Source organism: uncultured Shimia sp. (genome assembly GCF_947498095.1).
GTDB lineage: Bacteria > Pseudomonadota > Alphaproteobacteria > Rhodobacterales > Rhodobacteraceae > Shimia.
The window spans coordinates 372,673-385,356 of sequence record NZ_CANMJE010000002.1 but is presented as its reverse complement, the minus strand read 5'-3'; the positions used below and the strand labels follow the sequence as shown (position 1 = coordinate 385,356).

Sequence of the window (12,684 nt, the reverse complement as noted above, 5' to 3'; positions counted from 1 at the left end):
CGGAGATCCAGATGATCCGATCCCTCTCACTTGCGGGCGCGTTCGCCCTGACCGCGCTGCCCGGATTGGCGCTTGATTTGGACAAGATGACCGACGAAGAGCGCGAAGTTTTCCGTGCCGAGGTTCGCTCATACTTGCTGGACAATCCAGAAGTCATCATGGAAGCCGTAGACCTGCTCCAACAGCGCGAGGCTCAGGCAGAAGCCGCGCATGATTTGGCGCTGGTCAAAGCCTATTCCGGAGAGATTTTCGACGATGGGTACAGCTACGTTGGCGGCAACCCAGATGGCGACATCACGCTGGTAGAATTTGTCGACTACCGCTGCGGCTATTGCCGGAAGGCTCACGAAGAGGTCAAGCAGCTGGTTGAAAATGATGGCAATATCCGCCTGATCTACAAGGAACTTCCAATCCTTGGAGAAGCCTCCGTTCTGTCATCACGCTTTGCCGTGGCTGTAAAACAAGTTGCGGGGTCAGAGGCTTATGCGATGGCGCATGATGCCCTTATCTCAATGACCGGTGAGCCCAGCCCAACAGCCCTGTCACGTTTGGCTGACGCTTTGGGATTGGATGCGACAGCCGTGTTGGCGCATATGGACAGTGCTGAGGTGACGGATGAAATTCGTGCCACCCGCGCCCTGGCTCAAAAACTAAGCATTTCAGGCACGCCGACCTTTGTCATGCAAGACCAGTTGCTGCGCGGCTATTTGCCTTTGAACACCATGACTGCGCTGGTCGAAGAAAAGCGCGGGTAAGTCCAGCATTTTTGGATCAGAGGGGCGCTGCCCCTCTGGACGCCCCGAAAGGCGTGCATTCACCCCGGAGTACTTCCGGCAATACGAAGTGTGGAGGATCAGAGGTCTTCGGGCTGGCTTTCGATTTGACCCGCTTCGATCTCGGCAGCGCGGCGTTCAACCTGTTCTACGATGTGGTCGACCATTTGGTCATTTGACAACTTGTGGCTTTGCTTGCCCGCCAAATAGACCATTCCGGACCCTGCCCCACCGCCGGTGAAGCCGACATCCGTCATCAGTGCCTCGCCGGGACCATTCACCACACATCCAATGATCGAAAGTGACATGGGCGTGTGGATATGCGCCAAACGGGTTTCCAAGGCTTCAACGGTCTTGATGACGTCAAACCCTTGCCGCGCACAGCTGGGGCAGGAAATGATATTGACCCCACGGTGGCGCAAACCCAGGGATTTCAGAATTTCGAACCCGACCTTGACCTCTTCAACCGGATCAGCGCTCAACGAGACACGCATCGTGTCACCGATGCCCATCCACAAAAGCTGACCCAAACCAATCGCAGACTTGATTGTCCCACTAACAAAACCACCCGCTTCGGTCACACCCAAATGGATCGGGGCATCCGTCACATCGGCCAACTGTTGATAAGCGGCGGCGGTCATGAAGACATCGGACGCCTTCACACTGATCTTGTATTCCCGGAAATCGTTGTCTTCGAGTATGCGGATGTGTTCGAGCCCGGACTCGACCATCGCATCAGGACAAGGCTCGCCATATTTTTCAAGAAGGTGCTTTTCCAGCGACCCGGCGTTGACGCCAATGCGAATGGAACACCCGTGGTCCTTGGCGGCCTGGATCACCTCTTTGACGCGTTTCTCATCGCCGATGTTGCCAGGGTTGATACGCAGGCATGCCGCCCCCGCCTCGGCGGCCTCGATGGCACGTTTATAGTGGAAATGAATGTCGGCGACGATTGGCACCGGGCTTTCGCACACAATTTCTTTCAGTGCTTGTGTCGACGCTGCATCCGGGGTTGAAACCCGCACGATGTCAGCGCCCGCCTCGGCAGCGTCCAGAATCTGTCCCAGCGTGGCTTTGACATCCGAAGAGTCCGTGTTGGTCATTGTCTGCACGGCGATCGGAGCGTCGCCACCAACCGGCACGTTGCCGACATGGATCTGGCGAGATTTACGCCGCTCAATGTTGCGCCACGGGCGAATGTGGTTGATCGACATGAAAAAGCCCCTCACCGACTAGGATCAGGGCTTATGTAGGCCGGTTCCCCAAGGGGGGCAATGGGGATTACTCGTCCGTTACGATTGCCGCGTCTGCTTCGGCCACGATCCGCGCCAGTTCAGGGTCACCGCCCAAATCAGCCAGATCATAAGTCTCTTGCAGTTGGTCGAGATCAAGCGCCAGATCGCCAATACGGTCTGCGCCATCGCCCGCCGGACCATACAGCGCGCCGTTGAGCTTGAAATAGACCGAGCCACTCATCCCAGCTGTCAGAACCGGAGCTTCTTCGGTTTGGGGCAATGTGAACTCTTCGCCGGCGTTGAGGATTTTTTCCAACAGAATTGACCCGTCAGCAGCTCGGACACGAACCCAGGCAGGGCGTACAGCCATCAATGTCAGTTCAGGTGCGTCGCTGGCCAGAACCTGCGGCACAGCGCGGTCAAGCTGTTCTTCGGCTTCCGCGGTTGAGAACGGAACATCCTGCGCAAAAAGACCAGTGGCGGAAGGGTCTAGCGTAGAGATCGGTGCGTCGCGTGCCACCATCACCGGGGCATCCAGTGCCTCGGGGCGATAGAGACGATCCAGCGCCTCGGGCGCTGTAAAGCCGCCTGCCACAACGTCGTCGCGACCTTGCGTAGCTTCGGCCAAAGGATCGAGGTCTGCGGCCACCACTGGGGTTTGTTCTACAGGTGTGAGTTTCACGCGCTGGATTTCATTCAGAACCGACCAGCCGCCATAGCCAATGGCAGCTATCAGCGCGACCAAAACCAGAGAGGATCCGATGGCGCGAGGCTCGATGCGGGACAGGATTGATTCCTGTTCAGGCGTAAAGGCCAGCACCGGATTTTCAAATGGATTGCTTTCACCACTCACCGCAGCTTTGCCGCCCTTGCGGATGGTCGAGGCTTCGGCGGACATACCATGCGCGGTAGCAAAACCGCTTTCGTCGCAAAACTGGTCAAAGGCAGACTCGGGGTCCATGCCAAGATAACGCGCATAGGACCGGACATAACCCGCGATAAACCCAGGCGTTTCAAACGCCGAAGGATCGCTGTTTTCGATCGCAGAGATATATGAGGCGCGGATGCGCAACTCGCGCTGAACGTCGAGAAGTGACTTGCCCAACGTGGCACGCTCGCCTCGCATCATGTCACCCAGACACAATGCGTAGTCGTCGAACCCTTTCGGTCGCTCGTCTACCTTTTCGGTATCGCGATGTCCCTTGCGCCTGATCATGCCATTCGCCTCACTGCAATGCCGATCCGTTTTCGTCCCCGATTCGGATCGGGCCCTTTGTTGAGGCTAATGTAACACAGTGCAACAATTATTGCACCTTTGGCGGGGCTTAGCCCGCCAACTCGGCACGATTCAGCGCACAGTGAGACCACAACTCATCCAGAGCACTTACCAGGCGATCCATCTCGTCCGGGCCATGAACAGGCGAAGGCGTAAAGCGCAGGCGTTCAGTGCCACGTGGAACGGTTGGGAAGTTGATCGGCTGCACGTAGATGCCAAACCTTTCAAGCAACATGTCCGACAACGCTTTGGTGTGAACGGGGTCCCCCACCATCACCGGAACGATGTGTGAGCCGTGATCAATAATCGGCAAGCCCAATCCCTTAAGGCGGGTCTTGAGAATCTTGGCTTGTGTCTGTTGCTGATCGCGACGGTCCTGATCTGTTTTCAGATGCTTGACCGAAGCAGCGGCACCGGCAGCCACCGCGGGCGGCAGCGAGGTGGTGAAGATAAAGCCCGGAGCATAAGAGCGGATTGCATCACACATCTTGTAGCTTGCAGCGATATACCCACCCATCACGCCATAGGCCTTGGCCAACGTGCCGTTGATGATATCAATCCGATGGGCAAGACGATCCCGTTCAGTGACACCGCCACCGCGTGGACCGTACATGCCAACGGCGTGCACTTCGTCGATGTAAGTCAGAGCGCCAAATTCGTCCGCAAGATCACAGATCGCTTCGATCGGGCCAAAGTCGCCATCCATCGAATAGATAGATTCAAAGGCGATCAGCTTGGGCGCTGCAGGATCGTCTGCCGCAAGCAACTCGCGCAGATGTTCGACGTCGTTGTGGCGGAAGATGCGCTTGGCACCGCCATTGCGGCGTACACCTTCGATCATCGAGGCATGGTTCAGCTCATCTGAATAGATAATCAGGCCGGGAAACAGTTTCGGCAGCGTCGAGAGCGTCGCGTCATTGGCGATATAAGCCGAAGTGAACAACAGCGATGATTCCTTGCCATGCAAGTCGGCAATCTCGGCTTCCAGACGTTTGTGATACGCGGTGGTTCCCGAAATATTGCGTGTGCCGCCCGACCCTGCGCCGGTGGCGTCAACCGCTTCGTGCATCGCATCCGTCACAACAGGGTGCTGGCCCATTCCGAGATAGTCATTGCCGCACCAAACTGTCACCGGCTGAGTTGTTCCATCCGGTTTATTCCAGACAGCATGAGGGAAGTTCCCTTTTTCCCGCTCGATGTTGATAAAGGTCCGATAACGACCTTCGTCATGCAGTCGCTGGATGGCGGCTTCAATCTGAGCATTATAGTCCACGGGTGTCCCCTCCGCATTTAATCACGAGCCCGGAGGATGCGCGTTTCCGGCTCATAATCATTCAAGTGTCTGAATGGATATATCGCGCACACCATTTGCACAACAGGTTACATTTTGCCGCGAGGCGGAACCTTGACACAAGTCAAGGCAACCACCCGGGCTTTCGGCACTGCTGGACAGTCCTGCAAACCCTGCTAGGCTCGCCCGGATTTTCGAGTTTAAAGACTGCAGAGGCGCACAGAACATGACACTAGAAACTGTACTTGAGCGTATTGATTCAGACATTGGCGAGGCCACGGATCGCTTGTTGGATTTGCTGAGAATCCCTTCGATCTCAACGGATCCCGCCTTTAAAGATCACTGCGACAACGCGGCAGATTGGCTGGTCTCCGACCTGCAAACTCTTGGTGTTACTACGGAAAAGCGCCCCACCCAGGGCCACCCCATGGTTGTAGGTCATGTCGATGGCCCCGGTCCCCACCTTCTGTTCTACGGTCACTATGATGTGCAGCCGGTTGACCCTTTGGACTTGTGGGACCGCGATCCGTTTGATCCCGCCATCGAAGAAACCCCGGCAGGCAAGGTGATCCGCGGACGCGGTTCATCAGACGATAAGGGGCAGTTGATGACCTTTATCGAAGCTTGCCGCGCATGGAAGGCCGTTCATGGCTCCCTGCCCTGCAAAATTACGTTTTTCCTCGAAGGCGAAGAAGAATCAGGCTCGCCTTCACTTGTGCCCTTCATGCAGGAAAACGCCAAAGAGCTGACAACGGATATTGCGCTGATCTGCGACACTGGATTGTTCGAAAGTGCGGTTCCTGCGATCACCACGCAGTTGCGCGGTTTGCTCGGGGAAGACTTTACCATCACTGGTCCCGACCGCGATCTCCATTCGGGCATGTATGGCGGGTTGGCAATGAACCCAATCCGGGTTTTGTCAAAAATCCTTGCCGGCCTTCATGACGAAACAGGTGCTGTCACGGTGCCGGGCTTTTACGAAGACGTGCCGGAACTCGCCGACGAGATTCGCGCACAATGGCAGGGCCTGAACTTTGACCACGAGACCTATCTGGGTGATGTAGGACTGAAAGAGCCTGCCGGCGAACAGGACCGCACGCCACTTGAACAGATCTGGTCGCGTCCCACCTGCGATGTGAACGGCATTTGGGGCGGCTATACCGGAGACGGGTTCAAAACTGTTCTGCCCAGTCAGGCCTCGGCCAAACTGTCGTTCCGTCTGGTGGGCCAGCAGGACCCGGATAAGATTCGCGAGAGTTTCCGCAATTACCTAGAAAGCAACCTGCCCGCGGGTTTCACGGTTGAGTATCGTACTGAAAAGGGATCACCCGCATCACAAATGACAATTGATGATCCGGCCTTTGAGAAAGCCCGCAAAGCTTTGTCAGACGAATGGCCACGTCCTGCGGCATACGTCGGCTGTGGTGGCTCGATCCCGATTGCGGGGTATTTCAAGGATATCCTGGGTGTGGATTCGATGCTGATCGGTTTTGGCAAGGACGACGATCAAATCCACTCGCCAAATGAGAAATACGACTTGGAAAGCTTTCACAAAGGCACACGGTCTTGGGCGCGCATTTTGCATGAATTGACGCGCTGACCAACCTATCCGGCCCTGCCAAATGTGTTTGACGGGGCCGCAACACTGTCCTCTGACAAAAAGGCTTTGGCGTTCTTAATGTGGCGCGCAATCAGCCGCGCCTGTTTTTTGCGATGTGGGATCGGCAGTGCTGACGGCGCGGCGTACGTCGGGCATTTGGCCATAGGGAAGTCCGCAATAACCTTTTCCCGAGACTCCTGCGTTATCGAGATCATCGATTGCGACGCCACCAGAAAACTCTCACAGGGTGCACCTTCGGCCAAAACGACGGCATGCCGTTCCAGCAGCAGGTGGTGGTACACGAATTGCTCTGCGGGCCCGACAAAGTCGACGCCCGGCGCACCGACAAACTGGTGCGCAGCGACAAGAACCTGCGCGCTGTCCAGCATACGCGAGGCAATTGGTGACGACACCATGATGCGGTGCTGGCGCGAAACAAATAGGTCCCGCTCTGGCATCCCCTCACCAAGGGCGCCTGCCTTGATGCAGATGGGGCGCAGCTTCAGATCCTTGCGCGCCTGATGCCCTGCGACCCTGCGCGACAAAACCTGGCGCACGGCAACAAGATTGCCAAAGGCGTCAAGCACAAGGTCACCGCGTTGCAAGTCTTCAACGGCGACCTCCCCCTTGGGCGTGGCGATGCGCGTTCCAGCGAGGAAGCAGGGAATATCCCCTTCGTTGGGGTCGGTCTGTGTGGTGTAGCCTCCGCCTGGCGTCCCTTCGAGGGATTCCCCGGCGCCGGCCTGACCAATCTGGGTCGACGTTTCGCCATCTGCAGCCCCACCGTTAGCCGTCACCGGTGCCCCGTCATCAAACGAGATGAACTGGTAGACCGTGCCATTCTCGCTGAGCGATACGGCTCCGCTTTTGTTCAGGCCACTAAATGTCGAGGAATCAACGTTGTTGATGATGTAAACATCAAAGCCATTGACGGTCGTGGCATAGGTCTCAAGCGTGTTGACCGTCCGCACCGACCCACCAGGATTGTAGACCGTGACCAGAATATCGCTGACATCTGTACCCTCATCGACCACGATCTCAATGAAATCGAGGCTTGGACCGCCGAGATACTTTACTTCAGAGATGTAAGGGTCTGCCATAAGGCGTCCGTTTTAAAGCTTTGTGTCAAACAAATCCTTAAAGGGACAAACGGCCACGATTGTGGCAGCTACCAGGCATTTTGTGTTGATTTCAAAATGAAAGTGGCGCGGTTGACGGGGCTCGAACCCGCGACCTCCGGCGTGACAGGCCGGCACTCTAACCAACTGAGCTACAACCGCGCATAGGTCTTTCGACGTGCCTTTCGGCAATGATCCGTTTGCCGACAGGCACCCCGGATCGGGGCTGGCAGCGGTGGCGCGGTTGACGGGGCTCGAACCCGCGACCTCCGGCGTGACAGGCCGGCACTCTAACCAACTGAGCTACAACCGCTCACTGCCCGCATCAGGGCGGTGCCCTTCAGCGTGAGCCGTGGTTTATGCCGCGCCGCATGGCACGTCAAGCGGATTAATCGAGGCGGTTTGAAATATTTTACCAGCAAGCCAAGAGCGTGTTTTTGCCCATGCGATTTGGGGTTTTGTTAAATCCATGATGCTATGCGAGTCACCTAGAATGAATAAGGATATTCCGCCATGCTGAGACCACTTGTACTAACATCTGCTACTGCGCTGCTTTTGGCCGCCTGTTCTACACCTGACCCGGAACCGGTCAACATGCAGCCCACCTTTGACAAAGCCGGCAATGCATACTGCATGGAAGGCTACAGCCTTATGAGTTCAGAAACCGGCGGCACGGTCTGCGCACCCGACAGCTGACCCAGAACACCCTTCGGCGGGGCCATGTCCTCGATCATAGCGTGGCCCCCGCCAAACACCCCCAAGCCCGTACTCGCGACCGCAGCCCTATTGCTCTGACAGGGCCTTGCCGGCAGAACAAGGCAGACTCTTGCAGGGTTATTTCATTGCCATTCAAGGCGTTGTAAAGTAAGATTTTCGCAAGTGGTACAGCCACATCGAGCGAAAAATTATTACGAGTTTGACGATGCGCAAGAAACTAACCAAAGCCATTTTTCCGGTTGCTGGTATGGGAACGCGTTTCCTTCCAGCGACTAAGGCAATTCCCAAGGAAATCATGACTTTGGTAGATCGCCCGTTGATCCAATATGCGATTGACGAAGCCCGTGAGGCGGGCATCAAAGAATTCATCTTTGTAACGTCCCGCGGCAAAAGCGCTTTGGAAGACTACTTTGACCACGCGCCTCAACTGGAACAGGAGCTTCGCAAGAAGGGCAAAGATGACCTGTTGCGTATTCTGAAATCCACCAACATGGACAGTGGCGCTATTGCTTACATTCGCCAGCACCGCGCACTGGGCCTTGGTCACGCCGTGCATTGCGCCCGACGACTCATTGCAAACGAACCCTTCGCCGTCATCTTGCCGGACGACGTCATCGATGGCGAACAGGGCTGCCTCAAGCAGATGCTTGATGTCTACGAGGAAACCGGCGGTTGCATGGTTGCGGCGATGGAAGTGCCGCAAGAAAAGACGTCATCCTATGGTGTGCTCGACGTTGCAGATGACATGGGATCTTTGGTGTCGGTCAAAGGCATGGTCGAAAAGCCCAAAGCCGAAGACGCCCCCTCAAACCTCGCCGTGATCGGGCGCTATATCCTGACCCCTGACGTGCTGCGCAATTTGAACAGGCAGGATGCAGGCGCTGGAGGAGAAATTCAACTCACCGATGCGATCGCCAAACAGATTGGTACCGAAAAAGGTGTGTATGGCTACCGGTTCCGCGGCCAGCGTTATGACTGTGGGTCAAAATCCGGCTTTTTGCAGGCGACAGTAGCCTTTGGTCTGGCGCGCGATGACCTGCGCGATGATTTGTTGAGTTATCTCGACGAAATCGCAGTTTCCCGAAAAGCCGCAGAATAATCCAAGGAGCAGCCCCGCGTGTCAAATGTGCTCGTCACCGGCGGCGCCGGTTACATCGGCTCACATGCCTGCAAGGCCCTGAAAGCGGCCGGTTTCACACCTGTCACCTATGACAATCTGAGTACCGGTTGGCAGGACGCGGTGAAGTTTGGACCTTTTGAACAGGGCGACCTGTTAGACCGTGCCCGGTTGGACGACGTATTCGCCCGGTACGCCCCAATCGCCGTCATGCATTTCGCCGCTCTAAGCCAAGTGGGTGAAAGTATGGCTGAGCCCGGCCTGTACTGGCGAAACAACGCTGGTGGATCATTGAACCTGATCGAAGCGGCAGCGGCGGCTGACTGTGAAAGCTTTGTATTTTCGTCAACTTGCGCCACATATGGTGAGCATGACAACGTGCTCTTGGACGAAACCATAGAACAGCATCCAATTAACGCCTATGGCGCCTCGAAACGCGCGATCGAGGATATGCTTAAGGATTTTGACGCCTCCTCTGGTCTGAGGCATGTCATCTTTCGCTATTTCAACGTGGCCGGTGGTGATCCCGAAGCTGAGGTCGGCGAATTTCATCGCCCAGAAACCCATTTGATTCCGCTGATGCTCGACGCAATTGATGGTCGTCGTGATGCGCTCATGATCTTTGGCACTGATTACGATACACCTGACGGCACCTGCATTCGCGACTACGTACATGTTAGCGACCTGATTGATGCGCATGTACTGGGTCTGAAATGGCTGTTGGACGGCAACCCGTCCGAAGTGTTCAATCTGGGCACTGGCAAGGGATTTACTGTGCGAGAAGTGATCGACCAATCCCGCGCCGTCACAAATCGCATCGTGCCCTACACTGAGGGTCCGCGACGTGCCGGGGATTGCACAAAACTTGTCTCGGGATCGACCAAAGCACAACAGCTGCTGGGCTGGTCCCCGTCCCGCTCAGACATGCAGACCATGGTTGCTGACGCCTGGCGCTGGCACCAGACAGGGCATTACGAGAAGTAACGGCTTTCGCCTCTGCAACAGAAATGCCGCGCAGCCAAGGTGGCATCTTCATTTTGAACTGTGGGTAAGAACGGTGGGTCGAGAGAGCCTCGAAATCTTCTTCACCAGATTCATCTCATTGATTTTAAACAATTTTCAAGAATGCGCCGCCGTTGATGTGTACTAGCGTTATGCACTAGTTTCGAAGCAGTCACCACTCAGATAATGCGATGGCGTGATTGTGGATTGACGTGCTGAAAGCTAATCGCTTTCCAGCATTTTCAATAAATTGTCTTTTGCCAATAAAGCATTTTGGTATGCGTGACCGTATATGTCATTTTCAAGCTTTGCTAAAGCTTGATCAACGCAAGAAAGTGCCTCTCTACAAGTATTCTCCCGCGCATCCCCATTGAGTGTTGTGGCCTCGACAAAGAGAATTGCTGAACGATTGACCTGAATTTTGGCCCAATAAATCGGGTTTTTGTCTACATCCACCAACGCTTCAGCAGCTTCAAGAAAGCCATTAGCTACTTTTAACATGTCTTCAGTAACGCGCCCTCCAGTTCTAAATGTATCCATGGAAAAATTAGCTAGGTCCAAACAAACGTTAAACAGTTCCCAATACATATTGTTTTCAATGTAATAGTCGTGCGCTGCCATGCCGTGTTGGAACGCAAGGCTAAGGTTTGGTCGTGATGTTTCAGGTTGCTCCAGAGTTTTCTCTACCAACCTACCATAGTCGGACACAAGGTTTTGGTTAACCATTGCGGGTTCTTTTGGAAAATCTTTGGCTGTGAAGACTTCCAGCGCCGACGTCCGTAGATTAATTGATTTTCTCAACAGCGCCATTCGCCTATTCCTATTTTTGTAGAAACGTGTGCGCAACTTCACAACGTTTGCCAAATTATTCTTGGCCATCGCCCCATTGAATACGTCGCTTAGTGGTGCGTTCTCGTCTGACAATTCTCCAGATTCTTTCAACACTTCTTCAAGATGCTTCTCAGACAATGAGGCGTATTTCTTTGCATCGTCTCCAACAGCGGTGTCTGTCAAATGCATATAAATATCTCCCAAGTCCATCTGGACCGCATGATATGCTTCGCGCTGTGAGCCTCGATCAATTTTTGAAGTGCATCTTTCATCAGCTTTAGAGAGTAGTCACAACCCTCCCTGCCAAAATGATTGCCGTACTCCGTAAGCATTTGCTCATAAACGCTTCGCATCATTACTGGCTGATCCGAACCCATTGCTAAGAAGCTATCTGCCGCGACAGAAAGTGTTCTGTAGGCACTTTCAACGTCCCCCTAAAACAATGCAATTCTAGCTTCGGTCAACAACAATTGAGCGTTTTGTAGAATTGCTGGCGCTAGAACATTCTCCCTTTTAACATCCTTTGCATTGGAAATTAGCGCCTCGGCTGCTTCCAAGTCCAACTGTCTCAATTTCGCCAATGCAGCTGAGTGGATATTGCCAATTCTCTCGCTGGCCCCCTTCAAGTCGTCAAGTTCAGATTTGAGGCTGGAAAACTGACGAGCTTTGACGGTCAGAAAGCTAACAATCTCTTCCTTGGTTTCAATATTTCTAGAGCCAAAGAGTTTCGTTAAAGCTTTATGTTCGTCTAGTGATAGCGTGTGTGAGTCCGCCACAGCATTCTCTAGGCTTCCCACTCGTTCCAATATTTCCTGCAAAGTGGCTTGTTGTTCTTCGCCTTGAGAAACCAGCTTTCTTAGCTGCGCCAACTGTTCTTTAGTGAGAGGTACTTCCAAAGCAGCTTTGAGCCTTCGGTCTCGGCACATTTCAGCTAGAATGGGTAAACACAAATCCCTTAGCGCGTCGAAATGCTCTTTTCGGAAGAAAGAATCTCGCGGAATTGAATTCGCGATCCGTTCGTAGATGGCGTCAGCTTCTAGCCCGCATTCGACAAACTCTGTCTCGCCGAGTTTTGATTTTTCCAGCATTTGTGGCAAAAGTTGACGGGCATCTATAGGTTTGTTGAAACGGGGCTTTCTGAGATCCTCATTGAAGCGTTTATCAGCTTTCTTCGCCAGCTTTAAGCCTTTGAGGAAAGCCGGCTCCAAAGCCTACGTATCTTCCCAGTAACCCATTGTCGTTCCGAGGCCATTTTCCAACTCATCTGCCGCATTCTTTCCACTTTTTAGGTCTCCCCTATTAATCTTCCCACCCTTCTCAACAGCGCCGACCAACAAAACTATGCGCCGCTCGGGCAGCACTACACATAAAGGGCGGAGCTGCTTGTGATCCCCCCTGACCTTCAATTCATTCAAGTCGGTAGTCTTGTACTTCTTCAGCCAGTCCGGGGGTAGGCTCCCAGCAATCCCTTCAATTGCACCAACCTTGGCATCCAACTTCGCCTGATCGCTAGTCGTTATATTTTTCGATCTCAACCATTCGCAGCAAGATGGGCCAAGGCCGTTATGCGGACAGTGTCGTGGTGCGGGTCTTCGAGTATCGTTTCCCCTATCACTCCAATGAGGTGATTTAGCAGGTCATTGTTTCAGATGAGCCAAAAATGAATTCTGACTAAGCCAAAAAGGCATGCACGGAAAGCTTGAGCTTGTGTTTCGATTATTGCA

General features: G+C 54.1%; 11 protein-coding genes and 2 tRNA genes. 5 read left to right on the top strand and 8 right to left on the bottom strand.

The window, feature by feature from the left end; translation table 11 throughout:
* Window positions 1-11: 11 nt before the first annotated feature.
* On the top strand, window positions 12-755 hold the full coding sequence (locus Q0932_RS05110; protein WP_299350254.1) for a DsbA family protein: 744 nt from the start codon (window positions 12-14) through the stop codon (window positions 753-755).
* A gap of 98 nt (window positions 756-853) precedes the next feature.
* Here Q0932_RS05110 and ispG read toward each other — a convergent pair whose 3' ends face one another.
* From ispG to hemA, 3 genes are all read right to left on the bottom strand, one after another.
* On the bottom strand, window positions 854-1,987 hold the full coding sequence (ispG, locus tag Q0932_RS05105) for a flavodoxin-dependent (E)-4-hydroxy-3-methylbut-2-enyl-diphosphate synthase (protein WP_299350252.1): 1,134 nt from the start codon (window positions 1,985-1,987) through the stop codon (window positions 854-856).
* A 67-nt stretch (window positions 1,988-2,054) separates the two neighbouring features.
* Window positions 2,055-3,224 carry a helix-turn-helix domain-containing protein gene (locus tag Q0932_RS05100; RefSeq protein WP_299350250.1) on the bottom strand — a complete coding sequence of 390 codons (1,170 nt, stop codon included), beginning with the start codon at window positions 3,222-3,224 and terminating at the stop codon, window positions 2,055-2,057.
* Between the two features lie 109 nt (window positions 3,225-3,333).
* A complete protein-coding gene (gene hemA, locus Q0932_RS05095) occupies window positions 3,334-4,557 on the bottom strand; it encodes a 5-aminolevulinate synthase (RefSeq protein ID WP_299350248.1) in 1,224 nt (407 codons plus the stop codon).
* Between the two features lie 244 nt (window positions 4,558-4,801).
* Between hemA and Q0932_RS05090 the strand changes: the two genes are divergently transcribed.
* On the top strand, window positions 4,802-6,175 hold the full coding sequence (locus Q0932_RS05090; protein ID WP_299350246.1) for a M20/M25/M40 family metallo-hydrolase: 1,374 nt from the start codon (window positions 4,802-4,804) through the stop codon (window positions 6,173-6,175).
* A gap of 5 nt (window positions 6,176-6,180) precedes the next feature.
* Here the strand turns inward: Q0932_RS05090 and Q0932_RS05085 are convergent, their stop codons facing one another.
* From Q0932_RS05085 to Q0932_RS05075, 3 genes are all read right to left on the bottom strand, one after another.
* Window positions 6,181-7,275: a Hint domain-containing protein gene (locus Q0932_RS05085; RefSeq protein ID WP_299350244.1), complete on the bottom strand. Its 1,095-nt coding sequence runs from the start codon at window positions 7,273-7,275 to the stop codon at window positions 6,181-6,183.
* A gap of 103 nt (window positions 7,276-7,378) precedes the next feature.
* Window positions 7,379-7,455: transfer RNA gene (locus Q0932_RS05080), tRNA-Asp, on the bottom strand.
* 74 nt (window positions 7,456-7,529) lie between these two features.
* A tRNA-Asp gene (locus tag Q0932_RS05075) sits at window positions 7,530-7,606 on the bottom strand.
* 200 nt (window positions 7,607-7,806) lie between these two features.
* On the opposite strand from Q0932_RS05075, the gene Q0932_RS05070 reads away from it, so the two are divergent.
* The 3 genes from Q0932_RS05070 to galE all read left to right on the top strand — a co-directional run bounded on the left by Q0932_RS05070 (window position 7,807) and on the right by galE (window position 10,111).
* Window positions 7,807-7,989 (top strand): hypothetical protein, encoded by a 183-nt coding sequence (locus tag Q0932_RS05070; protein ID WP_299350242.1) that lies wholly within the window; start codon window positions 7,807-7,809, stop codon window positions 7,987-7,989.
* 226 nt (window positions 7,990-8,215) lie between these two features.
* On the top strand, window positions 8,216-9,109 hold the full coding sequence (galU, locus tag Q0932_RS05065; protein WP_299350240.1) for a UTP--glucose-1-phosphate uridylyltransferase GalU: 894 nt from the start codon (window positions 8,216-8,218) through the stop codon (window positions 9,107-9,109).
* An 18-nt stretch (window positions 9,110-9,127) separates the two neighbouring features.
* On the top strand, window positions 9,128-10,111 hold the full coding sequence (gene galE, locus Q0932_RS05060) for a UDP-glucose 4-epimerase GalE (RefSeq protein WP_299350238.1): 984 nt from the start codon (window positions 9,128-9,130) through the stop codon (window positions 10,109-10,111).
* A gap of 240 nt (window positions 10,112-10,351) precedes the next feature.
* Here the strand turns inward: galE and Q0932_RS05055 are convergent, their stop codons facing one another.
* Window positions 10,352-11,149: a hypothetical protein gene (locus Q0932_RS05055; protein WP_299350237.1), complete on the bottom strand. Its 798-nt coding sequence runs from the start codon at window positions 11,147-11,149 to the stop codon at window positions 10,352-10,354.
* A 245-nt stretch (window positions 11,150-11,394) separates the two neighbouring features.
* Window positions 11,395-12,168, bottom strand: a complete 774-nt coding sequence (locus Q0932_RS05050) for a hypothetical protein (protein WP_299350236.1) — start codon at window positions 12,166-12,168, stop codon at window positions 11,395-11,397.
* Window positions 12,169-12,684: the final 516 nt, after the last annotated feature.